The 25,474-nt window shown below is 62.6% G+C and carries 25 protein-coding genes and 1 pseudogene; 16 read left to right on the top strand and 10 right to left on the bottom strand.

What is annotated here, in order from left to right:
• Positions 1 to 138: 138 nt before the first annotated feature.
• Genes ABT375_RS01675 through ABT375_RS01665 form a run of 3 tightly spaced genes read left to right on the top strand, consistent with a single transcriptional unit; the run spans position 139 to position 3,394 of the window.
• Positions 139 to 2,139 carry a pilus assembly protein TadG-related protein gene (locus ABT375_RS01675; RefSeq protein ID WP_416463887.1) on the top strand — a complete coding sequence of 667 codons (2,001 nt, stop codon included), beginning with the start codon at positions 139 to 141 and terminating at the stop codon, positions 2,137 to 2,139.
• Positions 2,136 to 2,732, top strand: coding sequence for a TadE/TadG family type IV pilus assembly protein (locus tag ABT375_RS01670; RefSeq protein WP_261935028.1), 597 nt, complete (start codon positions 2,136 to 2,138; stop codon positions 2,730 to 2,732). The genes ABT375_RS01675 and ABT375_RS01670 overlap by 4 nt, the downstream gene beginning before the upstream one ends.
• Positions 2,729 to 3,394: a TadE/TadG family type IV pilus assembly protein gene (locus ABT375_RS01665; RefSeq protein WP_416463886.1), complete on the top strand. Its 666-nt coding sequence runs from the start codon at positions 2,729 to 2,731 to the stop codon at positions 3,392 to 3,394. Before ABT375_RS01670 ends, ABT375_RS01665 begins: the two co-directional genes overlap by 4 nt.
• A 53-nt stretch (positions 3,395 to 3,447) precedes the next feature.
• Here the strand turns inward: ABT375_RS01665 and ABT375_RS01660 are convergent, their stop codons facing one another.
• The 4 genes from ABT375_RS01660 to eno all read right to left on the bottom strand — a co-directional run bounded on the left by ABT375_RS01660 (position 3,448) and on the right by eno (position 7,791).
• Entirely contained in the window at positions 3,448 to 4,818 is a 1,371-nt protein-coding gene (locus ABT375_RS01660; protein ID WP_224549220.1) for a pyruvate dehydrogenase complex E1 component subunit beta, read from the bottom strand.
• Positions 4,818 to 5,894: a pyruvate dehydrogenase (acetyl-transferring) E1 component subunit alpha gene (gene pdhA / locus ABT375_RS01655; protein ID WP_066603179.1), complete on the bottom strand. Its 1,077-nt coding sequence runs from the start codon at positions 5,892 to 5,894 to the stop codon at positions 4,818 to 4,820. The genes ABT375_RS01660 and pdhA overlap by 1 nt, the downstream gene beginning before the upstream one ends.
• Before the next feature lie 233 nt (positions 5,895 to 6,127).
• Positions 6,128 to 6,439 (bottom strand): FtsB family cell division protein, encoded by a 312-nt coding sequence (locus ABT375_RS01650; RefSeq protein ID WP_224549221.1) that lies wholly within the window; start codon positions 6,437 to 6,439, stop codon positions 6,128 to 6,130.
• Positions 6,440 to 6,516: 77 nt separating this feature from the next.
• Complete coding sequence (gene eno / locus ABT375_RS01645) at positions 6,517 to 7,791, bottom strand: phosphopyruvate hydratase (RefSeq protein ID WP_416463885.1); 1,275 nt, start codon at positions 7,789 to 7,791, stop codon at positions 6,517 to 6,519.
• A gap of 230 nt (positions 7,792 to 8,021) precedes the next feature.
• Between eno and ABT375_RS01640 the strand changes: the two genes are divergently transcribed.
• From ABT375_RS01640 to ABT375_RS01620, 5 genes are all read left to right on the top strand, one after another.
• The gene (locus tag ABT375_RS01640) at positions 8,022 to 8,651 is read left to right on the top strand and encodes a hypothetical protein (RefSeq protein WP_224549224.1); all 630 of its coding nucleotides are present in this window, start codon (positions 8,022 to 8,024) and stop codon (positions 8,649 to 8,651) included.
• Between the two features lie 57 nt (positions 8,652 to 8,708).
• Positions 8,709 to 9,098, top strand: a complete 390-nt coding sequence (locus tag ABT375_RS01635) for a phage holin family protein (protein WP_416463884.1) — start codon at positions 8,709 to 8,711, stop codon at positions 9,096 to 9,098.
• Positions 9,095 to 9,418 carry a hypothetical protein gene (locus tag ABT375_RS01630; protein ID WP_261935034.1) on the top strand — a complete coding sequence of 108 codons (324 nt, stop codon included), beginning with the start codon at positions 9,095 to 9,097 and terminating at the stop codon, positions 9,416 to 9,418. The genes ABT375_RS01635 and ABT375_RS01630 overlap by 4 nt, the downstream gene beginning before the upstream one ends.
• Complete coding sequence (locus ABT375_RS01625; protein WP_416463883.1) at positions 9,411 to 9,986, top strand: hypothetical protein; 576 nt, start codon at positions 9,411 to 9,413, stop codon at positions 9,984 to 9,986. Before ABT375_RS01630 ends, ABT375_RS01625 begins: the two co-directional genes overlap by 8 nt.
• Before the next feature lie 104 nt (positions 9,987 to 10,090).
• Entirely contained in the window at positions 10,091 to 10,312 is a 222-nt protein-coding gene (locus ABT375_RS01620; protein ID WP_416463882.1) for a DUF4170 domain-containing protein, read from the top strand.
• A 96-nt stretch (positions 10,313 to 10,408) separates the two neighbouring features.
• Here the strand turns inward: ABT375_RS01620 and ABT375_RS01615 are convergent, their stop codons facing one another.
• The 6 genes from ABT375_RS01615 to carA all read right to left on the bottom strand — a co-directional run bounded on the left by ABT375_RS01615 (position 10,409) and on the right by carA (position 16,954).
• On the bottom strand, positions 10,409 to 11,068 hold the full coding sequence (locus ABT375_RS01615; protein ID WP_416463881.1) for a rhomboid family intramembrane serine protease: 660 nt from the start codon (positions 11,066 to 11,068) through the stop codon (positions 10,409 to 10,411).
• A gap of 2 nt (positions 11,069 to 11,070) precedes the next feature.
• Positions 11,071 to 11,547, bottom strand: coding sequence for a transcription elongation factor GreA (gene greA, locus ABT375_RS01610; protein ID WP_224549231.1), 477 nt, complete (start codon positions 11,545 to 11,547; stop codon positions 11,071 to 11,073).
• Positions 11,548 to 11,627: 80 nt separating this feature from the next.
• Positions 11,628 to 14,963 carry a carbamoyl-phosphate synthase large subunit gene (gene carB, locus ABT375_RS01605; RefSeq protein WP_416463880.1) on the bottom strand — a complete coding sequence of 1,112 codons (3,336 nt, stop codon included), beginning with the start codon at positions 14,961 to 14,963 and terminating at the stop codon, positions 11,628 to 11,630.
• Positions 14,956 to 15,270 (bottom strand): hypothetical protein, encoded by a 315-nt coding sequence (locus tag ABT375_RS01600; protein WP_416463879.1) that lies wholly within the window; start codon positions 15,268 to 15,270, stop codon positions 14,956 to 14,958. The genes carB and ABT375_RS01600 overlap by 8 nt, the downstream gene beginning before the upstream one ends.
• Before the next feature lie 53 nt (positions 15,271 to 15,323).
• On the bottom strand, positions 15,324 to 15,692 hold the full coding sequence (locus ABT375_RS01595) for a ribonuclease E inhibitor RraB (RefSeq protein WP_416463878.1): 369 nt from the start codon (positions 15,690 to 15,692) through the stop codon (positions 15,324 to 15,326).
• Positions 15,689 to 16,954 (bottom strand): glutamine-hydrolyzing carbamoyl-phosphate synthase small subunit, encoded by a 1,266-nt coding sequence (gene carA / locus ABT375_RS01590; protein ID WP_416463877.1) that lies wholly within the window; start codon positions 16,952 to 16,954, stop codon positions 15,689 to 15,691. The genes ABT375_RS01595 and carA overlap by 4 nt, the downstream gene beginning before the upstream one ends.
• Before the next feature lie 154 nt (positions 16,955 to 17,108).
• Between carA and ABT375_RS01585 the strand changes: the two genes are divergently transcribed.
• From ABT375_RS01585 to ABT375_RS01550, 8 genes and pseudogenes are all read left to right on the top strand, one after another.
• Positions 17,109 to 17,561 carry a GatB/YqeY domain-containing protein gene (locus ABT375_RS01585; RefSeq protein ID WP_416463876.1) on the top strand — a complete coding sequence of 151 codons (453 nt, stop codon included), beginning with the start codon at positions 17,109 to 17,111 and terminating at the stop codon, positions 17,559 to 17,561.
• 62 nt (positions 17,562 to 17,623) lie between these two features.
• Positions 17,624 to 18,049, top strand: coding sequence for an endonuclease domain-containing protein (locus ABT375_RS01580; RefSeq protein WP_416463875.1), 426 nt, complete (start codon positions 17,624 to 17,626; stop codon positions 18,047 to 18,049).
• A 5-nt stretch (positions 18,050 to 18,054) separates the two neighbouring features.
• On the top strand, positions 18,055 to 19,953 hold the full coding sequence (gene dnaG / locus ABT375_RS01575) for a DNA primase (protein WP_416463874.1): 1,899 nt from the start codon (positions 18,055 to 18,057) through the stop codon (positions 19,951 to 19,953).
• Positions 19,954 to 20,029: 76 nt separating this feature from the next.
• A pseudogene (gene rpoD, locus ABT375_RS01570) lies at positions 20,030 to 22,085 on the top strand (RNA polymerase sigma factor RpoD).
• A gap of 155 nt (positions 22,086 to 22,240) precedes the next feature.
• Entirely contained in the window at positions 22,241 to 22,921 is a 681-nt protein-coding gene (locus tag ABT375_RS01565; RefSeq protein WP_224549244.1) for a DUF6975 family protein, read from the top strand.
• A gap of 76 nt (positions 22,922 to 22,997) precedes the next feature.
• Positions 22,998 to 23,843: an AAA family ATPase gene (locus ABT375_RS01560; RefSeq protein WP_416463873.1), complete on the top strand. Its 846-nt coding sequence runs from the start codon at positions 22,998 to 23,000 to the stop codon at positions 23,841 to 23,843.
• A 60-nt stretch (positions 23,844 to 23,903) separates the two neighbouring features.
• Positions 23,904 to 24,317, top strand: a complete 414-nt coding sequence (locus ABT375_RS01555) for a GFA family protein (RefSeq protein ID WP_416463872.1) — start codon at positions 23,904 to 23,906, stop codon at positions 24,315 to 24,317.
• 92 nt (positions 24,318 to 24,409) lie between these two features.
• Positions 24,410 to 25,459, top strand: a complete 1,050-nt coding sequence (locus tag ABT375_RS01550) for a hypothetical protein (protein ID WP_416464960.1) — start codon at positions 24,410 to 24,412, stop codon at positions 25,457 to 25,459.
• Positions 25,460 to 25,474 lie beyond the last annotated feature (15 nt).

Here is a 25,474-nt window from a genome sequence, read left to right as displayed (position 1 = left end):
GTGACAAGGACTACGCAGGTTATCGGTCCTTTAACCATCTTCCTCATACACATTCTAACGAGTGCGCCTGCATAGGCGGACAGGCTGCCCAACCCATATGTGGGGGGTCTCGGGCGCGACATGGGTGATTGCAGGCAAATGGGCAAGACAGAAGAGCATCGACAAGGCTTCCTGAAGCGGCTGGCGGGCAACCAGGCGGGCAACGTCATGGCGATGGTCGCTGCGGCGATCATCCCGCTCGCGGCGCTGATCGGCGGCGGACTCGACATGAGCCGCGCCTATATGGCGCGCGCCCGGATGCAGCAGGCCTGCGACGCCGCCGCGCTGGCGGGGCGCCGCGCCATGACCGGTTCCTCCATGAGCCAGGCCGACAAGGATGAAGCGAAGAAATTCTTCGATTTCAACTTCCCGCAAAATACTTTCCAGGCTGCGACCTTCGTCCCCGTGATCCAGAGCAAGCCGGGCGAAACCACCACGGTGCAGGTGACGGCGGAAACGACCATGCCGACCACCATCATGAAGATCTTCGGCTATCAGACCCTCCCGCTCGCCGTGACATGCGAAAGCCGGTTCGACATCGGCAATACCGACGTCATGCTGGTGCTCGACACCACCGGGTCCATGTCCAGCAACATGACCGATACCGACGGCACCGTCATGACGCGGCTGGCCGCGCTCAAGCTGGCGGTGAAGGATTTCTACGATACGCTGGGCGCCGGGTCCGACACGACCGGGCGTATCCGCTACGGCTTCATGCCCTATAGTTCGACCGTGAACGTAGGTTATTCGTTGCCGGCCAGCGCTTTAATAGGTGGAACCACGGGTGAAACCTGGAATTACCAGACCCGCCGCCGCTACATCAGTAGCTACACCAGTTCCACCAGCTATGGCAGCTGGACCAAAACGTCCGGATCTACGACCAACGGCAGTGGGACCGATGTCGGCGATCGCTGGACCTGTCCCAACGACCGCTCGGATACCGTCACTTCCACCAGTAGCAATTCGTCCAATCCGTCCACGACTGACGGCAACGGGGTGATCACAACCACCGGAACGGAAACGCGCGTCACCACCGGCATCAACTACACCAACGGCAGCTGCTATTATTCCAGCAATAAATACCGGAAGGATTGGACCTCCGTCACATATAACAGCTACACCGAACAGCGTAGCACGACCGTGACCCAGACGCCGCAATATAGCTGGCAATATGGGCAATATCCGCTCGACGTGTCGAATTACATCACCGGCAATGCGACCACCAATCCGACGTCCGTGACCGGGGCGACCACCGACGCCAACGGCACGACCGTGTCCGCGACCAACACATGGGCCGGTTGCATCGAGGAACGCGATACCGACAGCAGCATAACCGCGACGACTTCCACAACTGCCATCCCGAATGGCGCCTACGACCTGCAGATCGATACCGCGCCCACAAACACCGCCACCAAATGGCGCCCCCATTGGCCGGATGTGGAGTTCGATCGCAGCGGCCGTTGGCTAAACGACAATCGCAATAACGACTATCGCTCCGGCACCGGCGGCTGGAATGCCTGCCCCAGCAAGGCGCGCAAGCTGGCGAGCTATTCCAGCCGCACAGCCGTGCCGACCGGCATGTCCAGCAGCTTCGACAGCTATGTCGATGGCCTGATAGCGATCGGCGGCACCTATCACGACATCGGCATGATCTGGGGTGCTCGCTTCCTGTCGCCGACGGGTATCTTCGCGACTGACAACGGCGCCGCACCCAATGGCTTCAACATCTCGCGCCACATCATCTTCATGACAGACGGCGATATGAGCGCCTATGATGCAGTCTATGGAGCCTATGGTTATCAGAAGCTGGACGCGCGCGTAGCCGCAGCCAGTACCGGTAACAGCGATCTGACCGCCATCCACAAACGGCGGCTGGAAATGCTGTGCAACGCGGTCAAGGGCAAGGGCATCACCATCTGGGTCGTCGGCTTCAAGGATCAACCGCCGGCAGGCACCGCCGATTCGACGATGCTCGACACCGAGTTGCAGACTTGCGCCAACAGCAGCAACCATTGGTTCATGGCCTATAAGCCGTCCACGCTGCGTCAGAAGTTCAAGGACATCGCCAAGAATATCGGCGGCTTGAGGCTGTCGCAATGATCGGTCGGATCGGCCGCTTCCTCGCTCGCCTGCGCGCTCATGCGCGCGGCGCGACGCTGCTGGAATTCGGGCTGGTCGCCGGGCCGCTGATCCTGACCATCATGGCGATCGGCGATCTGGGCTATCAGTCCTATCTGCGCGCGGTGACGCGTGGCGTGTTGGAGAAGGCGTCCCGCTCCGCATCGGTCGGGACGCTCAACAGCACCGACATCGACACCTATATCGAGGCGCAAATGGCCGCGATCAACTCCAAGAACGGCACCACCTCCACGATCAAGAAAAGCTATTATAACTTCTCACGCGTGGGCAAGCCGGAGAAGATCACCACCGACACCGCACCATTGGGCAGTTATAATGCGGGCGACTGTTATGAGGACGCCAACGGCAATGGCGCCTATGACGCCGCGGGCGGATCGACCGGTCTCGGCAGCGCCGACGACATCGTCTATTATGAAGTCACCATATCGATGCCGCGCCTGTTCCCGATGGCGAAATTGCTGGGCTGGAGCGCGACCCAGTCCGCCACCGCCACCACCATCGTCCGCAACCAGCCCTGGGCGAACCAGGGCACGCCGACGATCCGATGCTCATGATGTCGGCACGCCCCCGCCTCACCGCCCTGATGCACCGGCTGCGCCGCGACGATCGCGGCCTGGCGCTCATCGAATTCGCCTTCTCGCTGCCGGTGCTGGTCATATTGTGCATGGCTGGCCTGGAATGCGCGAACCTGGCGCTGGCGCATATGCGCGTCAGCCAGGTCGCGATGCTGGTCGCCGACAATGCCGCGCGCGTGCGGACATCGATCGACGAAGCGGACATCAATGAGATCATGACCGGCGCCGACCTGTCGACCAACTCCTTGGGCCTGAAAGCCAATGGCCGGATATTCCTCTCCGACCTGGAGCCTAACGGCAAGACGGGTGCGAACGCCGGCCAATATATCCGCTGGCAGCGTTGCTGGGGCTCCGGCACCTTCACATCCAGCTATGGCGTGGCCGGTGATGGCGCCACCACGGCCAGCATGGCCAATGGCATGGGACCGGGCACGACGGCCGCGACGAAAGTGTCGGCCGCCAGCGGTACCGCAGTGATGTTCGTGGAGGTCGCCTATAATTATCAGCCGCTGATCACCAATTCGATCTTCGGCGCGAAAATCATCCGCTATACCAGCGCCTTCAACGTGCGCGAGCGAACCGACCAGGCGATCAAGAATGCCGGCAATCTCGCCACATCGGCCACCGCATCCTGCAGCTGATATGAAAAGGGCGGCCTTTCCAGCCGCCCTTCATTCTCATTTTTGATGCGTGCCTACTTGTAGCAGACCTTCTTGGCCGCCGCGACGACGCGGCTCGCGTCGATCAATGCGGCCTTTTCGAGGTTCGCGGCATAAGGCAGCGGCACGTCTTCGTTAGTGACGCGCAGGACCGGGGCGTCGAGATCGTCGAAGCCCTGCTCCATGACCACGGCAGCGATTTCCGACGCGATCGAGCAGGTCGGCCAGCCTTCTTCCACCACCACCAGGCGGTTGGTCTTCTTCAGGCTTTCCAGCACCGTCGCGGTGTCGAGCGGCCGCAGCGTCCGCAGGTCGATCACTTCGGCGTCGATGCCTTCGCCCGCCAGCGTTTCCGCCGCGTCCAGCGCCAGCCCCACGCCGATCGAATAGCTGACCAGCGTCACATCCTTGCCCGGACGCATGATCCGCGCCTTGCCGATCGGCAGGACATAATCGTCCAGCTTGGGCACGTCGAAGCTGCGGCCGTAGAGAAGTTCATTTTCCAGGAACACGACCGGGTCGGTCGAGCGGATCGCGGCTTTCAGCAGGCCCTTGGCGTCGGCGGCATCATAAGGTGCGATGACGATCAGGCCGGGGACGGCGGCATACCAGGGACCGTAATTCTGGCTGTGCTGTGCGCCGACGCGGCTCGCCGCGCCGTTGGGACCGCGGAACACGATCGGGCAGCGCATCTGGCCGCCGGACATGTAATTGGTCTTGGCGGCCGAGTTGATGATGTGGTCGATCGCCTGCATGGCAAAGTTGAACGTCATGAACTCCACGATCGGGCGCAGGCCGCCCATCGCCGCACCCGCACCGATGCCGGCAAAGCCATATTCGGTGATCGGCGTGTCGATGACGCGCTTGTCGCCGAATTCGTCGAGCAGGCCCTGGGTCACCTTATAGGCGCCCTGATATTCCGCAACTTCCTCGCCCATCACGAAGACGCGCTCGTCCTTGCGCATCTCCTCGGCCATGGCGTCGCGCAGCGCTTCGCGCACGGTCGTCTTGACGAACTCGGTGCCTTCCGGAATGGCGGGGTCCTGGACCGACGCCTTGACGTCGCTAGCCAGCTTGGACGTGCCGCTTTCGGCCTTCTTGGGCGCTGACGCGGCTTCCGCCTTGGGCGCTTCGGCCTTGGGCGCCGGCGCGGCTTCTTCACCGCCCTCTCCCGCCATCTCGGCGATCACGGTGCCGACCTTCACGCCTTCGGTGCCTTCGGCGATCATGATCTTGCCGATCTTGCCCTCGTCGACGGCTTCGAATTCCATCGTCGCCTTGTCGGTCTCGATCTCGGCGAGGATGTCGCCGGACTTGACCTCATCGCCTTCCTTCACCAGCCATTTGGCCAGCGTGCCCTCTTCCATCGTCGGCGAGAGCGCCGGCATCTTGATTACGATACCCATTAATATTGCTCCACCAGCACGTCGGTATAGAGTTCGGACAGTTCAGGCTCTGGCGAGGTTTCCGCGAAATCGGCCGCTTCGGCGACGGTCTTGCGGATATCCTGGTCGATCACCTTGATGTCGTCCTCGCTGACGCCGGCCTCGATCAGATATTTCTTCACGCCTTCGATCGGATCGGACTTGTCGCGCATCGCCTGCACTTCCTCGCGCGACCGGTATTTGGCCGGGTCGGACATGGAGTGGCCGCGATAGCGATAGGTCTTCATTTCCAGCAGGATCGGGCCATTGCCCTCCTGCACCCACTTGAGCGCCTCTTCGGTCGCGCCGCGCACGGCCAGCACGTCCATGCCGTTGACCTGAAGCCCCGGAATGCGGAAGCTTTCGCCGCGACGATAAAGCTGGTCTTCCGCCGACGAGCGATTGACGCTGGTGCCCATGGCATATTGGTTATTCTCGATCACGAAGATGATCGGGAGCTTCCACAGTTCGGCCATGTTGAAGGATTCATAGACCTGGCCCTGATTGGCCGCGCCGTCGCCGAAATAGGCGACGCACACACCACCATCGCCATTATATTTATGCGCAAAGCCCAGCCCCGCGCCCAACGACACCTGCGCGCCGACAATGCCATGGCCGCCGAAGAATTTATGTTCGACGCTGAACATGTGCATCGAACCGCCCTTGCCGCGCGAAATGCCGGCTTCGCGGCCGGTCAGTTCGGCCATGATGACATTGGGGTCGATACCATAGGCAAGCATGTGGCCGTGATCGCGATAGCCGGTGATGACGCTGTCCTTGCCGGGCTTCAATGCCGACTGGATGCCCACCGCGACCGCTTCCTGACCGATATAGAGGTGGCAGAAGCCGCCGATCAGGCCCAGGCCGTACAATTGGCCGGCCTTTTCCTCGAAGCGGCGGATGAGGACCATCTGCCGATAAAATTCCAGCAGTTCGTCCTTGCTGGCCTTGTAATCGGTCGGGGTCTGGGGGCGAGGCCGGTTATGGTCCGCGCCGGCAGCGGGTGCAGCCGCCTTTGCCGTTGCGCGTGAAGGACGCGGCGTCGTTGGTTTCGCCAAGGCTCTTATCCTTTTGCGTGGGGGTAGGATGGAAGGAAGGCCGATATAGCGGCAGAGTTGCATATATTGCAACGGCGGACCCCGCGGAATCCGGGCAGAACCAATAGCTGCGGCCAAAAATTGATGACGCGGAGCGCATCTGCGAGGGTGGCCTCGCAAGGCTCGCAGCAAAATTACCGAGACGGCATTTTCAACGCAAAATCATTTCATGAGCCTGCGCAGGATGACCGGGCTCAGTTTAGTGGCACGACCACTTCATCATGATGGATAACGCCCAATTGACGGCGGATCAGTTCGTCCGACAGATCGGGATCGACGCGGCGCGGATTGAGCAGGTCGACCCGGTTGTGCAGTTCGGCCCGCGCCGCCTGCACATGCTTCAATTCCGTTTTCGCCGCCTGCAACTGGCGCGAATAATCGCCCCAGGCGAGCACGCCGTTGGACCCCAGCACGACATAGCCCGCGAAGAACAGCAGCAAAAGCAGCGCGATCGCGGGGCCGATGGCCGACCAGAGGAGGAGACGAAGTTTAGCGATATGCGCCATGGACCAGAAGAATCACAGGAAAAGGCCGACCGCAAGCGAAAAATGCGTCGCTTGCGGCCAGCCGAGTCTCCCGATGCTTAGCGGAAGATCGAACGTCCAGCATATACGGCGATATCGCCCAGTTCTTCCTCGATGCGGATGAGCTGGTTATATTTGGCGAGCCGGTCCGAACGGGCGAGCGAACCGGTCTTGATCTGCCCGCAATTGGTGGCGACGGCGAGGTCGGCGATGGTCGCGTCCTCCGTCTCGCCCGACCGGTGCGACATGACCGCGCTATAACGCGCGCGATGCGCCATATCGACGGCGGCCAGCGTTTCGGTCAGCGTGCCGATCTGGTTGACCTTGACCAGCAGCGAATTGGCCAGCCCCTTGCCGATGCCCATCGCCAGGCGCTTGGGGTTGGTGACGAACAGGTCGTCGCCCACCAGCTGGACCTTGTCGCCGATCTTGTCGGTCAGCGCCTTCCAGCCTTCGAAATCATCCTCGCTCATGCCGTCCTCGATCGACTTGATCGGATAGTCGGCGCACAGCGCAGCGAGGTAGTCGGCCATTTCGACCGGCGAGAGGGACAGGCCCTCGCCCGAAATCTCATATTTGCCATTCTTGAAGAATTCGGTCGCGGCGCAATCCAGCGCCAGCACGACGTCGTCGCCGGGCTTGTAGCCCGCCTTCTCGACCGACAGCATGATGAAGTCCAGCGCGTCGCGGGTCGACGCGATGTTGGGGGCAAAGCCGCCCTCGTCGCCGACCGACGTCGCCAGCCCCTTGTCGTGCAGGCCCTTCTTGAGCGTATGGAAGATTTCGGACCCGATCCGCACGGCGTCGGCGATGCTGTCCGCCCCCACCGGCATGATCATGAATTCCTGGAAATCGATCGGGTTGTCGGCATGTTCGCCACCGTTGATGATGTTCATCATCGGCACCGGCAGCACATGCGACGACACGCCGCCGACATAGCGATAGAGCGGCAGGCCGCGCGCATCGGCAGCCGCCTTGGCGGCGGCAAGCGACACGCCCAGGATCGCATTGGCGCCCAGGCGCGACTTGTTTTCCGTGCCATCGAGCGCGATCATCGCGGCGTCGACTTCGCCCTGGTCCTCGGCATCCAGGCCGATCAGCTCGCCGGCAATCTCGTCATTGACCGCGGCGACAGCGGCCAGCACGCCCTTGCCGAGATATTGGCTCATGTCGCCGTCACGCTTTTCCACCGCTTCATAGGCGCCCGTCGACGCGCCCGACGGCACGGCGGCGCGGCCGAAGCTGCCGTCTTCCAGCATGACATCGACTTCGACGGTGGGATTGCCCCGGCTGTCGAGAATCTGGCGGGCGTGAATGTCGAGAATGGCGGTCATGATCGCTCCTGCACTTGCGGTCGTAACGGGCGGCCTGTGGCCGGGAATGCGCGCTCCGCTTAGCCAGCGCCTCCTCCAATGGCAATGCGGGGGGTTGCGCAGATGCAAAAAATGCCGATGGTCGAAAATGTAACGGCAACGGAACTGTAGGCCGCTGCGATGCATTTGAACCATGATGCCCGCGGCCTTGGCGGCCGCCATGCCGTATTTGAAAGGGAGACAAGAGGACCATGGCCGACACACCGGGAACCCCGCCTATCAAGCGCGTGAAGAAGACGGCAGCCGTCAAGCCGGTGAAGGCGAAGGCCGCCAAGCCCGCCATCGCGACGCCGTCGGCCCCTGCGGTCAAGGCCGCACCGGTCAAGAAAGCCGCCACGCGCAAGGCACCTGCCGCCAAGAAGCCGGGCAACGGTGCCGCCGCCCATGGCTGGACCGCGCAGATCGCCCCGATCAAGGCGCAAGCCGAAAAGGCCGCCAAGGCCGCTGCCGACAAGCTGAACGCAGTCGATTGGAAGGCGCATATCGACCCCATTAAGGAACAGGCTGGCAAGACCGCCAAGTCCGCCGCCGGCGTCGCCAAGGACAAGACCGGCACGACCTTGCAGAGTCTGGCGAAACTGATCGCCGACACCGCCGGCACCGTCGATTCCAAGCTCGGCCCGCAATATGGCGACTATGCCCGTCAGGCCGCTGAGTCGGTCGCTGGCGCGGCCGACACGCTCGATGCCAAGGATGTCGACCAGTTGCTGGGTGAAGCCCGCGATTTCGTGCGCAAGAGCCCGGCGGTGGCGATCGGCGCGGCGGCAGTGGTCGGCTTCGTGCTGATGCGTCTGGCCAAGGGATCGGATGACAAGGCCTGATGCAGACGCGCATTTCCTGACCGACGCACGATCCTGCACGGCGGGACGGAGGGCCAATTGATTGACGAGCCAGCGGATACGGCGGTGACGCCGCGCACCGATGGGCAGCCCGACGGCGCGCCCGATGAAAGCGTGCGTGAAGTGTTCGCGCGCCTCTACACCGACGGCCGCGCCTATGCCGCGGCCGAAGCGGAAAAGCAGAAGCTGCGTGCAGGCATTATCGGCGTCGGCGTGCGCAATGCCGCGATCTTCGGGATGGTAGCGCTCATGCTGGCCTTCGCCAGCATAATCGCGCTGCTGGTGGGGCTGACGATCGCCCTGGCACAACTGATGGCGCCGCTCTGGGCGACCCTCATCGTCGTGAGCGGCGCTTTGATCCTTGTCGTGCTGCTACTGCTGGCGGCCAAGGGCTGTATTACGCGAATGAAGAAGGCGATCGCGCCATGAACCTGGAAACCCGCTATCGCCAAGCTTGCGAACGCGCAGATGCCGCGCGTGGACGCCTGGACCTGGCGGCGAAGGAAGCCAAGGCGCGCGTCGCGCCCGCGCGGCTCAAACAGGATGTGAAGGACAAGGCGAGCAACGCAATGTTGAACGGCATGGCGAATGTGGCGGCGCAAGCGCAGCAGAGGCCCGTCGCAATTGGCGCAGCGGCCGCCGCCTTCGGGCTATTTCTTGCGCGACGTCCGCTGGCGGCACTTTTCCGGCGGCTATACGTTCGCTTCCAAGACACCCAGACAGATAATTCGGAGAATGACGATGGCTGATATCCGCGCCCAACTGACCCGCGTTCGTGAAGCGGCGAACGACGCCGCAGCGACCGCCACCGACCGGATCAAGGATACCGGCGAAAAGGCGCGCGAAAGCGCCGGCGAACTGATCCAGACCAGCCGCGACAAGGCAAGCGAAGCCTATGGCGAAGCGCGCGACAAGACCCAGCGCGTCGCCACCCGCGCCAATGAGATCGTGCAGGAGCATCCGATCGTCGCCGTGGCCGGCGCCGTCGCCGTGGGCGCAGTCGTCGCCTGGATGTTCCCCAAGAGCCGTGCCGCCATGAAGGCGTTGCCGGGCCTGGCCATGACCGCAGGCTCGCGCATGTTGGAGGCGGCCGTCGCCGCGCGCGCCGCCGCTGCCGAAGGCGCCGAGACAGTGAAGCAAGGGGCCACTAACGCGCTGCACGTCGCAACCGACGTAGCATCGGATGCGCGCGACAGCGTGGCATCGGCCGACCTGCCGGCCAAGGCGTCAAAACTCGCCGATGAAGTGACTGCTCTTGTGGCGGCGAAGGTCGATGCGCTGAGCGATGCGATCAAGGCGCGATTGCCCAAAAGCTAATCGCTCCTGCGCCGAACGCAATCTGTTCAGCCTTTCGTGCCCCTTGGATGGACCGCGCTGCCCTGCTAGGGTTGCGGTTCATCCAAAGGAGAATAGATAACGCCATGAGCAAAATGCATCTGGTGATGGGCGGTCGCGTAACCGATCCGCAGACGCTTGAATTTCAGGATCTCAGCAAGGTCGATCTGGTCGGCGTGTTCCCCGACTATGCATCCGCCGAAAAGGCCTGGCGCGGCGCGGCGCAGCGCACCGTCGATGATGCCGAGATGCGCTATGTTATCGTACATCTGCACCGCCTGCTAGAACCGGAACTTCCGGCCGCCTGACCGGAAAATCCAATCCGTTCGTGTCGAACGAAGCCAGACAAGGGGGCATTGGGCCGACCACTTCTCGGCTTCGTTCGAAGCGGACATATTTGTCCTTTAATGCACCGCTCGCGGCTTTTTCCTGAAGCGCCAGCGCAATAGCGGCCGGGTCAGGGCCAGCCCCACGAGGAAGCCGCCGATATGCGCGGCGATCGCGATCTGGCCGAGTTCGCTCATCCCCGCCCCGCTCGCCAGCCCGATCATCAACTGTACCGCGATCCACGCGCCCGCCAGCCACAACAGCCGCACCAGATTGGCCGACAGTTGCCCGATTGCGCGAACCTGCTGCTGACTGTAGAGCAGCGCGTAGGGCGCAATGATGGCGGAAATCGCGCCGCTGGCGCCGACCATAGGATTGGTCGATCCCGGATCGATCGCCCATTGCGCCAGACAGGCACCATAGGCGCCGACGACATAAAGGGCGAGCGTCCCGCCCCAGCCCAGCACATGTTCGACCTGCCGACCACAAAATATCAGCATTAACATGTTGAAGCCGATATGCAGCCAGCCTGCATGGATGAAGGTGCAGCTAAGCGGCGTCAGCCAGACCGGCACCGCCGCCATGCCCTCCAGCAGCGCCGGATCGCCCAGCCGCGCAGGCATGAAGCCGCCGACGATCGCAGCGTTATCGACTTGTCCCGTCAGATAGAGCAGCAGGAAGGCGGCGACCGTGATCGCCGCGATCCCGTTGGTCAGTCGGCCAGCAGGCAGTTTCACGGTCAGATGAAATCGATCTTGTCGACCTGGTAGAATTTATCCCCGGCCGGCACGGACACTTCCACATCCTCGCCGACGGTCCGGCCGATCAGGGCGCGGCCCAGCGGGCTGTTGTAGCTGATCATGCCCTGCTTGGCATCGGCTTCGGCCTGACCGACAATCTGGTATTTTACCGGCTTGTCGTCTTCATCCAGCAGCGTCACGGTCGCGCCGAACACGATCTTGTCGCCCGACAGGGTCGTGGGGTCGATCACCTGGGCGCGGGACAGCTTGTCCTCCAAGTCGTTGATCGTTGCCTCGACCTGGCCCTGCCGTTCCTTCGCGGCGTGATATTCGGCGTTTTCGGACAAATCGCCGTGCGCGCGCGCTTCTTCGATGGCGTCCACGATCAGCGGCCGCTCGGCCTTCAGTTCGCGGAGCTGCGCATTGAGCTTGTCATAGCCCATCTGCAGCATCGGCATCTTCTCGACGGTCGCCATGAGTGCAAATCCTTCGTCAAAACTTCCCTTTGGCGACCCGAACGTCGGGTCACCCGCAGCATGCTTCCTTGTGCAGGGGATCAGGCTTGCGACAGGGGATAATAGGACTGGAGCGAGCGCACTTCAAGGGCATGACCCCGCAAAGCCTCGATCGCATCGGCCGCAGCGACGCTCGCGGCGGCCGTGGTGAAGCTCGCAACCTTCTGGCGCAACGCGCTGGTGCGGATCGCCTTGCTGTCCTTCAAGGACTGCCAGCCTTCGGTGGTGTTGAAGATCAATTGCACGTCGCCGTCGGTGATCTTGTCCACGATGTGCGGCCGCCCCTCGGCAACCTTGTTGACCCGCTGCACCGCGATGCCCTGTTCTTCCAGATATTGAGCGGTGCCGCCAGTCGCGATCAGCCTGAAGCCCATGTCCACCAGCTTGCGCGCGGCGGGCAGGATCACGGGCTTGTCGCTGTCCTTGAGCGAGATGAACACGGTGCCGCTGGTCGGCAATAGGGTGCCCGCGCCGATCTGCGCCTTGGCGAACGCGATCGCGAAATTGCTGTCGATTCCCATGACTTCACCGGTGCTCTTCATTTCTGGTGACAGCACGGGATCGACGCCGGGGAAGCGGCCGAAGGGGAAAACGGCTTCCTTCACCGCCACATGGTCAATCGCGTTGCGGTCGATCCTGGGCAGATCCTTGATCTTCTCCCCCGCCATCACGCGGCTGGCGATCTTGGCGATGGGCGTACCGATCGCCTTGGCGACGAAGGGCACAGTGCGGCTGGCGCGGGGATTGACCTCGATCAGATAAACGACGCCGTCTTTCACCGCGAACTGGATGTTCATCAGGCCGCGCACCGACAGGGCGTGCGCCAGCACTTCGGTCTGGCGCTCGATCTCCGCGATGATGTCGTCCGACAGGCTGTAGGGCGGCAGCGAGCAGGCGCTGTCGCCCGAATGGACGCCCGCCTCCTCGATATGCTGCAACACGCCGGCCACGACGACATCGTCGCCATCGCACAGCGCATCGACATCGACCTCGATCGCGTCGCGGAGATATTGGTCGATCAGCACCGGCGAGTCGCCCGACACCTTGACCGCCGTGGTGATATATTCCTCAAGCTGCGCCTGACCGTCGACAATCTCCATCGCCCGACCACCCAGCACATAGCTGGGCCGCATCAGGACGGGGTAGCCGATGCGATTGGCGACCGCGATCGCCTCTTCCCGGCTGCGCGCGATGCCGTTGGCGGGCTGCTTCAATTTCAGCTTGTCGATCAGCGCGGCGAACCGCTCGCGGTCTTCGGCCAAGTCGATCGCGTCGGGGCTGGTGCCCAGGATCGGGATGCCCGCATCTTCCAGCGCCTGCGCCAGCTTGAGCGGCGTCTGGCCGCCAAACTGGACGATCACGCCCTTAAGCGTCCCGTTCGACATTTCGACGCTCAGGATTTCCAGCACATCCTCGGCCGTCAGCGGTTCGAAATAGAGGCGGTCAGACGTATCATAGTCCGTCGACACCGTCTCGGGATTGCAGTTGATCATGATGGTTTCATAGCCAACATCGCTCAGCGCGAAGCAGGCATGGACGCAGCAATAGTCGAACTCGATCCCTTGCCCGATCCGGTTCGGCCCGCCGCCCAGGATCACGACCTTCTCCCGGTTCGTCGGCGCGGATTCATTCTCGGCCTCGCCGAAGATCGGCGCTTCATAGGTCGAGTACATATAGGGCGTCTTGGCCTCGAACTCGGCGGCGCAGGTGTCGATGCGCTTGAACACCGGACGCACGCCCAGCTTGTGGCGCAGCGCACGGACCTCATCCTCGGTAACGCCACCAGTCATGGCGACGACCGCTTCGTGGATCAGGCCCGATCCGCGCGCGATGCCGCGCTCGTTGCCCGCCAGATTGGCGGACTTGAGCGCCAGCCAGGCGAGCCGCTTGTCGGAAAAGCCCATGGCCTTCAGGCGCCGCATCCCGTCCGCGTCGCGCGGCAGGCCGTTGGCCAGCACTTCGCCTTCCGCGTCCACGATTTCCTTGATCCGTTCCAGGAACCAGGGATCGAACTTCGCGATATTGTGGATTTCCTGAACGCTTAAGCCTTCGCGCAGCGCCTGCGCGGCGACCAGCAGCCGGTCTGGCGTCGGGGCAGCGAGCGCTGCGACAATATCGTCCTTGGGCGCGCCGACCAGATGGTCGACGGTGTTGAAGCCGCTCAGCCCCGTTTCCAGACCGCGCAGCGCCTTCTGCATCGATTCGTGGATGTTGCGGCCGATCGCCATGACTTCGCCGACCGACTTCATCGCGGTGCCCAGCAGCGGCTCGGCGCCCTTGAACTTTTCGAAGGCGAAGCGCGGAATCTTCGTCACGACATAATCGATCGTCGGTTCGAACGACGCAGGCGTCGCGCCGGTAATGTCGTTGGTGATCTCGTCCAGCGTATAACCCACCGCCAGCTTCGCCGCGACCTTGGCGATCGGGAAGCCCGTCGCCTTGGACGCCAGCGCGGACGAGCGCGACACGCGCGGGTTCATCTCGATCACGACCAGACGGCCATCCTTCGGATTCACTGCGAATTGGACGTTGGAACCGCCTGTTTCGACACCGATTTCCCGCAATACCGCGATCGATGCATTGCGCATGATCTGATATTCCTTGTCGGTCAGCGTCAGCGCCGGGGCGACGGTGATGGAGTCGCCGGTATGGACGCCCATCGGATCGACATTCTCGATCGAACAGATGATGATGCAGTTGTCGTTGCGATCCCGCACGACCTCCATCTCATATTCTTTCCAGCCGAGCAGCGATTCCTCGATCAGCACTTCGGTCGTGGGTGACGCATCCAGCCCGCCACGCACGATCGTCATGAACTCGTCGCGATTATAGGCGATGCCGCCGCCGGTGCCGCCCATGGTGAAGCTGGGGCGGATGATCGACGGCAGGCCGGTAAACTCCAGCCCTTCCAGCGCCTCTTCCATCGTATGCGCGATGCGCGAGCGGGCCGATTCCAGACCGATCTTGTCCATGGCGTCGCGGAACTTGATCCGGTCCTCCGCCTTGTCGATCGCTTCGGCGTCCGCGCCGATCATCTGCACGCCGTACTTTTCCAGCGTGCCATCATTGAACAGCGCCAGCGCCGTATTCAGCGCCGTCTGCCCGCCCATGGTCGGCAGCACCGCGTCCGGCCGCTCCTTCTCGATGATCTTCGCCACGATTTCGGGCGTGATCGGCTCGACATAGGTCGCGTCGGCAAATTCCGGGTCGGTCATGATCGTGGCCGGGTTGGAATTAACGAGGATGATGCGATAGCCCTCTTCCTTGAGCGCCTTCACCGCCTGCGTGCCCGAATAATCGAACTCGCACGCCTGGCCGATGATGATCGGACCAGCGCCGATGATGAGGATGGAGGAGATGTCGGTTCTTTTAGGCATCAGGCTTTTCGCAATCCAGTTGCAGAGGTTGTGGCTTGATCGGAAAACCCGACCAGTGAAGTTTGATCAAAAGCTGTGAGAGCGGCGCCGCATCATCATTGGCTTTGAAAACTATATACTCGCAGCGATTTCCAGCATCCTCACGTTTGATCAATTCCCATCCCAGAGGCTCTGCTCTCTTGATGATCCGGTCACACATCCAACTGGTCGCGCAGTACCTAAAATATCTGAGATCATCTCCACGAAATGCGGCAACCGCACGATAGTCGATGACGAATTTGGCTGCCAGCGAGGCAATCAAAAACAAGACTATCAAACATACTAATAGGCCCCTCCAATGGAGAAAGAGCCAATCGAAAATCAATGCACGCCCCCCGCCTGCGCCTCGCACCCCCAGCCGTCATATTCGACGCCGCAGAGGATTTCGATCTGGAGGCATTTCTTGGTCAGGGCGCGGATCGACGCTTCGTCGACCGGCTGCACGCATTCCAGGAACAGGTACAGGTCGCCCTCCTCATCCTCTTCCCGGTCCAGTTCGACAAAGCCGAACTGGCTGGCGATGGTGAGCAGCCGCTCGAAATCCTTTTCGCTGCCCCGGAAGGACACGTCCACCGGCCGCGCGATCCGCGCCACGTCGCCATTGGCGGCGAGGTTGGCCAGAACGTCCTTGTCCGCCTCCCACTCGGCGGCGAGGCGCGCTTCATCGACGGGGGGGAGGTTCTGGCTCACGCCGCGACCGATCCTTTGAGGCCGGTCACGAACTTCTTGAACAGATAGAAACTGTCCTGCGGCCCCGGCGAGGCTTCGGGATGATACTGCACCGAAAAGGCGTTCCTGTCGGTCAGCTCGATCCCGCAATTGCTGCCGTCGAACAGCGACACATGGGTCGCGCGGACATTGGCTGGCAACGTGGCGGCATCCACGGCAAAGCCGTGGTTCATGGACGTGATCTCGACCAGCCCGTCGTCCAGCCGCTTGACCGGATGGTTCGCGCCGCGATGCCCCTGATGCATCTTGATCGTCTTCGCGCCAACAGCCAGACCCAGCAACTGATGGCCCAGGCAAATGCCGAAGATCGGCACATTCTCGGTCAGCAGCGCCGCGATCACCGGCACGGCATAGGCGCCGGTTGCGGCCGGATCGCCGGGTCCATTGGACAGGAACACGCCGTCGGGCTGCAAATCCATCACCTGCTCGAACGTCGCCGTCGCGGGCAGCACGGTCACGCGCGCGCCGGCCTTCACCAGATTGCGGAAGATATTGTTCTTCGCGCCATAATCGATCGCCACGACATGCGGGCGCGGCGCGGGGGTCGGCAGATCCTGCTGATCGAACAGCAGCGCATTGCCCTCCGCATCGCTCGCCGGATAGCCCGCCGCGACTGTCTCCAGCGCGTCGGTGGCGTCGACATCATAGCCCTTGCCGAGCGTCCAGCCGCCATCCTTCCACAGGCGCGTTTCCTTGCCGGTGACTGCGATGGCGAGGTCCATGCCCTGCAGCCCCGGCCAGCCCGCCGCCTTTGCGCTGAGCGCCGCGATGTCGAACGCGCCGTCGGGATCATGGGCGATCACGACATTGGGCGCGCCCTTGACGCGGATCAGGCGGGTCAGCGCGCGGGTATCGACACCGGCGAGGCCAATACGGCCATTTTCGGCCATCCATTGGTCGAACGGCTCGACATTGCGGAAATTGCTCGGCGCGGTGACGTCCTCGCGCACGATGCAGCCCAGCGCATAGGGCTGATCCGCCTCGACATCGTCTAGGTTGGTGCCGACATTGCCGATATGGGGAAAGGTGAAATTGATGATCTGCCCGGCATAGGACGGATCGGTCATGATCTCCTGATAGCCGGTGATCGACGTGTTGAAGCACAGTTCGCCCACAGCCTCGCCGACCGCGCCGAAGCCGCGGCCAAATACCGCGGACCCATCGGCGAAAACCACGACCCCTGTCGCTCCTTTAGGCACGGTAAGGGTTTTGGCGTCAGCCATGGCGGTCGGTCCTTTATGCTTTTGCGGGAACCCGTCTGGTGCGGGTTAAACGGCCGGTCACCTATGCCCCCACGCCCGCAAGGTCAACGTCTGTTAAAAATCTCTTTTGGCGCTATATCTGCTCCTTTCCGCAAGCAACAGGATTAATGCGTCGATGATTCGCGATACCATCAAGAGCGCCCAGGTCACCGCCATGAAGGCCGGCGACAAGGAAAGGCTGGCCGCCGTCCGCCTGATCCTGGCGAAGCTGAAGGACCGCGACATCGAACTGCGCACCGCCTCCAATGTGCCGGACGACGACGCCATCGTGGTCGAAGTGTTGCAGAAGATGGTCAAGCAGCGCCGCGAATTGATCGAGATGTTCACGACCGGCGGCCGCGAGGAACTGGCGGCGAGGGAACAGGCCGAACTGGCCGTGATCGAAGGCTTCCTGCCTGCGCAGTTGAGCGAAGAGGAAACGAAGGCCGCGATCGAGGGCATCAAGGCCGAGGTCGGTGCCGCAAGCGTGAAGGACATGGGCAAGGTGATGGCCGTGCTCAAGGAACGCCATGGCAGCGTGATCGACATGAGCAAGGCCAGCGGGCTGGTGAAGGCTGCGCTGGGGTGACAGGATGATGCAGGGCTGACATAGAAAGCCCCTCCCTTCCAAGGGAGGGGTTGGGGTGGGTGATGGCGCTACGCATCAATGCAAAACTCGGCCAATATGCGCACGAGATGCGCCGGGAACCCACCGACTATGAACGACGCCAATGGGGCAAATTACGGGCATCGCAGTTACACGGTTTCAAATTCCGCCGCCAAGCTGTCATCGCCCCCTATATATGCGACTTTCTGTGCCCTCTCATCGGCCTTATCGTGGAAGTCGATGATGATCGCCATGATGCGATCAAGGACCAGGATCGCGACTTCGATCTCGCCAATCAGGGCTATTTGGTTTTGCGTTTCTCCAATGCCGACATTCGTGACAATCTGGACGGCGTGCTGACGGCCATCCTGGATCGAGCAAGCGTGCTGCCTGAGAGGCAGAAGATCACCCACCCCAACCCTTCAAACGAGGCGCGTGACTCGTTTGAACTTGGAAGGGAGGGGCTTTAAACGGCATGACCCTCACCCCCCAATGGCTGGACGAACTGCGCGCACGCACATCGCTCTCCACCCTCATCGGCAAGACCGTAAAGGTCACCAAAGCGGGCCGCGAATATAAGGCTTGCTGCCCCTTCCATAACGAAAAGACGCCCAGCTTCACGATCAACGATGAAAAGGGCTTCTACCATTGCTTCGGCTGCGGCGCGCATGGCGATGCGATCCGCTGGATGACCGACCAGCGCGGCCTGCCCTTCATGGAGGCCGTGAAGGAACTGGCCCAAGCCGCCAGCATGGACGTCCCCGCCGCCGATCCACGCGCCGCCAGGCGCGCCGAACAGGCAAAGGGCCTGCATGACGCCATGGCGGCGGCGCAGGCATTTTTCGAGGAGCAACTGGGCGGCATCGACGGTGGCGATGCCCGCGCCTATCTGCAAAAGCGCGGCATCAGCGAAGCCATCCGCCGGGCCTTCGGCTTCGGCTTCTCCCCTGACGGGCGCGGCCGTCTGAAGAGCGCGCTCAAGGAATTTGGCGAGCCGATGCTGGTCGAGGCCGGACTGCTGATCGATCCTGAAGCACTGGAGCAGGGCAACGCCAAGAAACGCGAAAGCTATGATCGCTTCCGCGGCCGCCTGATGCTGCCCATCCGCGACATTCGTGGCCGCGTCATTGCGTTCGGTGGCCGTATATTGGGCGCGGGCGAGCCAAAATATCTGAACTCCCCCGATACGCCGCTGTTCGACAAGGGCCGCACGCTTTACAATATCGACCGCGCCTCCCCCGCCAGCCGCCAGACCGAGCGGGTGATCGTGGTCGAAGGCTATATGGACGTGATCGCGCTGGCGCAGGCCGGCTTCAGCGACGCAGTCGCTCCGCTCGGCACCGCGCTGACCGAACATCAGATCGAGCGGCTTTGGAAAATGGTCGAAGTGCCGATCCTATGCTTCGACGGCGATTCTGCCGGGCAGAAGGCCGCGATCCGCGCCGCCACCCGCGCCCTGCCCCTGCTGCGCCCCGGACATAGCCTGTGTTTTGCGACGCTGCCGCCCGGCCAGGATCCCGACGACCTGATCCGCACCAGCGGGGCGGAGGCAATGGAAGCGGTGCTCAAAGCGGCAGAGCCGCTGATCGAACGGCTGTGGAGTCATGAACTGAGCGCCATGCCGCTCGACACGCCCGAACAGAAGGCCGCGCTCAAGCAGCGGCTTCGCGCCATAACGGACGCGATCGCCCATTCCGACGTCCGCGCCCACTACGCCCATGAATTTCGCGAACGCTATGACGCCCGCTTCTTCGCCCGGCGCGACAACGCCCCGGCGCAAAGGCAAGCGCGCGGCGGCGGGGATGGCGGCCGCTGGCAACGCGACAAGCGCGGCAACTGGAAACCGCCCATCCCGTCCGCCGGCACCGAGGCACGCGCGATCGGCGCGAGCGGCATGGAGCAGCGGCTGCTGCGCGCTATCCTCGCCGGCTTGCTGCGGCACCCGGCCCAGATCGCGCCGCATCGGGAAGCGCTTTCGGGCCTCCAGATCGGCGACCCGATGCTCGCCCAGTTGCTTGCGGCGATGATCGCCGCGTCCTTCCGAAAAGAAACAGTTGAAACGCAGGCCCTCCTTACCATATTGGGGCAAGGTGAAGTGTATAATATGGCTAAGGGGATGCTCCGGGCCGACACGTTCACACTCACCCCTCACAGGATGGCAACCGATCCCGATCGCCTTGCGCGCGATCTGGAGGAAGCCATCCGGGTGATGGCGCAGGGACCGGAGTTGGAAACGGCGCTGGCGGAGGCTACGAGGCGGTTCAGAAATGACGTCAGCGAGGAAAATCTCGCTGAGCAACAACGCTTACGCGCTCTCAAGGCGGACCATGACAGTCGACTGGCGGAACTGGCGCAGTCGGAAGACATTGTTTGATATAGATCGTCCCTTGGAGGGACGACGGGTTTGATGTGATCGTCCCTCCAAGGGACGGCGGAGTTAAGGCGAATAAATGGCGACCAAGGCGAACAGCAAAAGTGCGGCGGGTGCAGGCGATGGCGGGGATGAAGGCGGCGATGCGCCCCTGCTCGACCTCAACGAAGCCTCGGTCAAGAAGCTGATCGCCCGCGCCAAGAAGCGCGGTTACATCACCTATGACGAGCTGAACGATGCCTTGCCGCAGGACCAGATGTCCTCCGAGCAGATCGAGGATGTGATGTCCGCGCTCAACGACATGGGCGTCAACATCGTCGAGAATGAAGAAGCGAGCGAGGACGGCGACGAGCAGCGCGAGCGCGAGGATGCCGAGGACGCCGAAGATGAGTTCGAGCGACGATGACGGCCCGAAGCTCATCACCGAGAAGAAGAAGGAAACGGTCGATCGCACCGACGATCCCGTTCGCATGTATCTGCGTGAAATGGGCGCGGTGGAACTGCTCAGCCGCGAGGGCGAAATCGCCATCGCCAAACGGATCGAGGCCGGCCGCGATACGATGATCCTGGGCCTGTGCGAAAGCCCGACCACCTTCAACGCGATCATCGAATGGTCGACCGCGCTCAACAACGGCGAGATGCAGTTGCGCGAGATCCTCGATCTCGACGCCATGCTCTCCAAGGATCCTGCCCCGGAAAGTCTGGAGGAAGGCGCCGAGGACGATGATGGCGAGATCAGCGAAAAAACCGCCGGTCCCAGCTTCAAGGAAGAGGAAGAGCCGGAGGAAGAATCCGTCGACGGCGACGAGGATGAAGACGGTACCGAACGTCGGACTCGTCGCGTGGAAGAAGAAGAGGAGGAAGACAACACCCTCTCCCTCGCGCAGATGGAAGAGACTCTCAAGCCGATGGCGCTGGAGAAATTCGCGACCATCACCGAGATTTTCCGCGCCTTCTCCAATGCCCAGGAATCGCGCATGGTCGCCATGGCGATCGGCGAGACGCTGAGCCAGAAGGACGAGGATGATTATCAGGAACTGCGCGAAAGCCTGACCGCGCAGGTCGAGAGCGTGCAGTTCCATCAGCAGAAGATCGAATATCTGGTCGATCAGCTCTATGCCTATAACCGGCGCCTGACCGCACTGGGCGGCCAGATGCTGCGCCTGGCCGAGCGCCACAAGGTCAGCCGCAAGGATTTCCTCGACCGCTATGTGAATCATGAGCTGGACGACGCCTGGCTCGATAAGGTTCAGGGCCTGGACAAGAAATGGGCCGCTTTCGCCGCCGCCGAAGGGCGCGCAGTCGACCGCATCCGCAACGAGGTGAGCGAGATCGCCCAGGCGACCGGCATGTCGCTCAGCGAATTCCGCCGCATCGTCAACATGGTGCAGAAGGGCGAGCGAGAAGCCCGCATCGCAAAGAAGGAAATGGTCGAAGCGAACCTGCGCCTCGTCATTTCCATTGCTAAAAAATATACGAACCGCGGCCTGCAATTCCTTGATCTTATTCAGGAAGGCAATATCGGCCTGATGAAGGCGGTCGATAAGTTCGAATATCGTCGCGGCTACAAGTTCAGCACCTATGCGACCTGGTGGATCAGGCAGGCGATCACCCGCTCGATCGCGGATCAGGCTCGGACCATCCGTATTCCGGTCCATATGATCGAGACGATCAACAAGCTGGTCCGCACCAGCCGCCAGTTCCTGCACGAGCAGGGCCGCGAACCGACCCCGGAGGAAATGGCAGAGCGTCTGTCCATGCCGCTGGAGAAGGTGCGCAAGGTGATGAAGATCGCCAAGGAGCCGATCTCCCTCGAAACACCGATCGGCGACGAGGAAGACAGCCATCTGGGCGACTTCATCGAGGACAAGAATGCGATCATCCCGGTCGATGCCGCGATTCAGGCGAACCTGAAGGAAACGGTCACCCGCGTCCTTGCATCGCTGACGCCGCGTGAGGAACGCGTGCTGCGTATGCGCTTCGGCATCGGCATGAACACCGATCATACGCTGGAAGAAGTGGGCCAGCAGTTCAGCGTGACCCGCGAACGTATCCGCCAGATCGAGGCGAAGGCGCTGCGCAAGCTCAAGCACCCGTCGCGCAGCCGGAAGATGCGATCCTTCCTCGATCAATAAATTAAAATCGATCGGTAAATGTAAATTAACCATCGTTGACGGAAAAGGGCGGCTTTCACGGTCGCCCTTTCTGCTTCCGTAAACCGGACGTTTACTTGGGCGCACTATGCCTTGTGATTATAGCCTGCCGATGCGGGCATTACAGGGATTTGGGCATGAGCGAAGCGGCACCGCGCTATCAATTTGGCGACATAGCGCGAATCCTGGAGGCGCTGGTCGCCGCCGATGGAACGGCTGCCCATGCCTATGCCAATCGCGCCAGCACAGGCGTCGCCCGCGACGCGCTGCTATCGCTGTCCGACCTTGCCGACGCGGCCTATTATCTCTGTATGCTCCATGGGCGCCATCCCGGCGTGATCGACCATGCCGCGACCCGCTCGGCCGACAACGCCGCGCGCCAGTGGCTGATCGAGACGGCCGATGCCTTTGCCCGCGAACGCGCCTATCTGACCCAGGTCACCGTCGCCACCGGCCCCGCTCCCAGCACAGCGGGCCAGGCCGATTGCGAAACCGCCGTCAGCCAGCAGCGCCACGCGCTCGATATGCTGGCCCAGTCCGATCGGCGGGGTTGCGCCATGGGCGCTGCCATGGCGCTGGTGCTCGACTGGCGCGCCGTGCGCCATGTGCTCGACATGGCGGCTCTGCGCGCGGGCCTGGAGCCTCATCCCTATGCCATGCCCGATCGCAATGCGACGCTGGACGTCGCCCGCGCGATCGGCGGCGACGATGGCATCGACCGGGCCATCCAGTTCGGCGCGCGCCAGTTGCTCAACCAGCATCGCGGCCTCTGGGATCTGCTCGCGGCCCGCGCCGACGTGCGCGCCCGACAGGGCTGATTCCCCCTTTCCCGATTGCGCAGGTCCGCCGCATTGCCTAGTCCGGTTGCCATCGGCAACCGAACGGAACAGCAATATGCGCTTTGAAGGCACGCAGGACTATGTCGCCACCGACGATCTGAAGGTCGCGGTCAACGCCGCCGTGCTGCTGCGCCGTCCGCTGCTGGTGAAGGGTGAGCCGGGCACCGGCAAGACCGTCCTCGCCCAGGAAATCGCCAAGGCGCTGGATGCTCCCCTGATCGAATGGAACGTCAAATCCACGACCAAGGCGCATCAGGGCCTCTACGAATATGACGCCGTCGCACGCCTGCGCGATGGCCAATTGGGCGACGAGCGCGTCCACGACATCGCCAACTACATCCGCAAGGGCAAGCTGTGGGAGGCCTTCACCTCACCTAAGCTGCCCGTCCTGCTGATCGACGAGATCGACAAGGCCGACATCGAGTTTCCCAACGACCTGTTGCAGGAGCTCGATCGCATGGCCTTCCACGTCTATGAGACGGGCGAGACGATCGCTGCGGCCGATCGCCCGATCGTCATCATCACCTCGAACAACGAGAAGGAACTGCCCGACGCCTTCCTGCGCCGCTGCTTCTTCCACTATATCAAATTCCCCGACCGCGACACATTGGCGCAAATCGTCGATGTCCATTTCCCCGGCATCCAGAAGATATTGGTCAGCAAGGCGATGGATATTTTCTACGACATCCGGGAAGTTCCCGGCCTCAAGAAGAAGCCCAGCACCAGCGAACTGCTCGACTGGCTGAAACTGTTGCTGAACGAGGACATGCCGCTCGACGTCCTCCAGAACAGCGACCCGACCAAGGCGATCCCGCCGCTCCACGGCGCGCTGCTCAAGAATGAGCAGGACATCATGATGTTCGAGCGCCTCGCCTTCATGGCGCGCCGTCAAGGGCGATGACCTGAATCACCTATGTCTCTCCTTTCCTGAGGGAGAGGGATTTGAAGGGAAAGCCCAACCATGCCTCATTCCGCCGGATGCCTCTGCGGCGCTGTCCGCATCGCCATCGACGCCGAACCGATCGCCGCACGCATGTGCTGGTGCCGGCTGTGCCAGTATCTGGGCGGCGGCGCGGCCACGGTGAACGTGTGCTTTCCATCGGACAAGATAATGACCAGCGGCGAGGTGCGGTGGCACGACAGCATCGCCGACAGCGGCAACGCGATGAAGCGCGGCTTTTGCCCGACCTGCGGCACGCCGCTGTTCAGCCTGGCCGAATCACGCCCGCATCTGACCTTCATCCGCGCCGGTGCGCTGGAGGATCCCTCGTTGATCGGGCCGCAGGCGGTCATCTGGACCGATGCCGCGCCGACATGGGCACATCATGATCCCGACCTGCCCCATTATCCGGCGCAAATCCCGCCGGTGGTTTGAAATAGGCGCTTGCACGGCCTGGTTTAGCCTGTAGCCTCCTTGTCATAGTTCAATGCCGCGCGAAGACGGTATCGACCTGGAGAGTGATGACGATGCCGAAGCGCACCCAAGGCCTCATTGCCGTCATGATATCTGGCGCGGCGTTGTGCTTTGCCATTTCATCGCCTGCCCATGCCGCCGATACCGAAGCCTGGACCCCGACCGAAAGCGCTATCCGCGCCGCTTCGGCCGGCATCGCCCTGCCCCAGACCGTGGCCGGCCTGTCGCTCAGCAAGAGCGGCGAAGCATCCAACGGCGGGCGCGCGGTCGACAATTATGCGCAATATCTGTCCGAGGACGGCGCCATCCAGGCGACCCTCTATGTCTATCTCCCGACCTATGCCGACGCCTCGCTGGCCGCCTATATGACCGACAAGGCGGTGATGGAAAGGTTTGGCGCGAAAACCCGCCGCACGGCCTATGCCAGCGCCCCTGCCGCCGGCCACGCGGACAGCGCTATACGCGCGGTCTATGACGACGCCGCCGACGGCGCGCTGACGACCGCCGCCGGTTTCGTCCATGCCGGACGCTGGATCGTCAAGCTTCGCGTGACCGGGCCGACCGAGCGACGTGGTGAAGTGCTGGCCGGCCTGGACGGCATGCTCGCCAACCTGTCGGTCGATGATCCCGCCAGCCTGCATGCCACTGCTCCGGCCAGCTTCGCCGCCTGTCCTGCCGCGTCGACTGCCGACGCCCGACTGACCCCGGCCAAGCTTACCGAGGAAGCCGTACCCCAGGATGTCCGCATCCCGCGCGACGGCAGGGACGCACTCTGCATCCGAGGCACCGTGGCCACTGCCGATGGCAACTACGACATGCTCCAGCAGGCTGGGCGCGACGACGGCGCAATCATCGTGCCAATCGACGACAGCGGCACCGTCCTCGCCTTCGATCCGGCGACCGATGGACAAGGCTATAAGCTCTCGATCCACATGGTCGGCCAGACCGATATCTACGGCGTCTATGACAAGGTGCCCAGCCCGCGTCAGGTGGCCGCCATTATCGACGGCAAAGACACCCAAACCGCCGAAGCGCAGGCCGTCGCGACCTATGCCGCCAATGGCGAGATCACGGTTAGCCGCCTGGCGCAAAAGGGGCGCTGATCGCGTTCTTCCTGT

Origin of the sequence: Sphingomonas sp. VDB2 (assembly GCF_047946695.1) — a bacterium.
Lineage (GTDB): Bacteria > Pseudomonadota > Alphaproteobacteria > Sphingomonadales > Sphingomonadaceae > Sphingobium > Sphingobium bisphenolicum.
Note: the sequence above shows the minus strand (reverse complement) of the source record. Positions and strands in the feature narration are given on the sequence as shown.

Coding starts and splice junctions, on each gene's coding strand:
- ABT375_RS01675 (WP_416463887.1), top strand. CDS start 139: ATGGGCAAGACAGAAGAGCATCGACAAGGCTTCCTGAAGCGGCTGGCG.
- ABT375_RS01670 (WP_261935028.1), top strand. CDS start 2,136: ATGATCGGTCGGATCGGCCGCTTCCTCGCTCGCCTGCGCGCTCATGCG.
- ABT375_RS01665 (WP_416463886.1), top strand. CDS start 2,729: ATGATGTCGGCACGCCCCCGCCTCACCGCCCTGATGCACCGGCTGCGC.
- ABT375_RS01660 (WP_224549220.1), bottom strand. CDS start 4,818: ATGGGTATCGTAATCAAGATGCCGGCGCTCTCGCCGACGATGGAAGAG.
- ABT375_RS01650 (WP_224549221.1), bottom strand. CDS start 6,439: ATGGCGCATATCGCTAAACTTCGTCTCCTCCTCTGGTCGGCCATCGGC.
- eno (WP_416463885.1), bottom strand. CDS start 7,791: ATGACCGCCATTCTCGACATTCACGCCCGCCAGATTCTCGACAGCCGG.
- ABT375_RS01640 (WP_224549224.1), top strand. CDS start 8,022: ATGGCCGACACACCGGGAACCCCGCCTATCAAGCGCGTGAAGAAGACG.
- ABT375_RS01630 (WP_261935034.1), top strand. CDS start 9,095: ATGAACCTGGAAACCCGCTATCGCCAAGCTTGCGAACGCGCAGATGCC.
- ABT375_RS01625 (WP_416463883.1), top strand. CDS start 9,411: ATGGCTGATATCCGCGCCCAACTGACCCGCGTTCGTGAAGCGGCGAAC.
- ABT375_RS01620 (WP_416463882.1), top strand. CDS start 10,091: ATGAGCAAAATGCATCTGGTGATGGGCGGTCGCGTAACCGATCCGCAG.
- greA (WP_224549231.1), bottom strand. CDS start 11,547: ATGGCGACCGTCGAGAAGATGCCGATGCTGCAGATGGGCTATGACAAG.
- carB (WP_416463880.1), bottom strand. CDS start 14,963: ATGCCTAAAAGAACCGACATCTCCTCCATCCTCATCATCGGCGCTGGT.
- carA (WP_416463877.1), bottom strand. CDS start 16,954: ATGGCTGACGCCAAAACCCTTACCGTGCCTAAAGGAGCGACAGGGGTC.
- ABT375_RS01585 (WP_416463876.1), top strand. CDS start 17,109: ATGATTCGCGATACCATCAAGAGCGCCCAGGTCACCGCCATGAAGGCC.
- ABT375_RS01580 (WP_416463875.1), top strand. CDS start 17,624: ATGGCGCTACGCATCAATGCAAAACTCGGCCAATATGCGCACGAGATG.
- dnaG (WP_416463874.1), top strand. CDS start 18,055: ATGACCCTCACCCCCCAATGGCTGGACGAACTGCGCGCACGCACATCG.
- ABT375_RS01565 (WP_224549244.1), top strand. CDS start 22,241: ATGAGCGAAGCGGCACCGCGCTATCAATTTGGCGACATAGCGCGAATC.
- ABT375_RS01560 (WP_416463873.1), top strand. CDS start 22,998: ATGCGCTTTGAAGGCACGCAGGACTATGTCGCCACCGACGATCTGAAG.
- ABT375_RS01555 (WP_416463872.1), top strand. CDS start 23,904: ATGCCTCATTCCGCCGGATGCCTCTGCGGCGCTGTCCGCATCGCCATC.
- ABT375_RS01550 (WP_416464960.1), top strand. CDS start 24,410: ATGCCGAAGCGCACCCAAGGCCTCATTGCCGTCATGATATCTGGCGCG.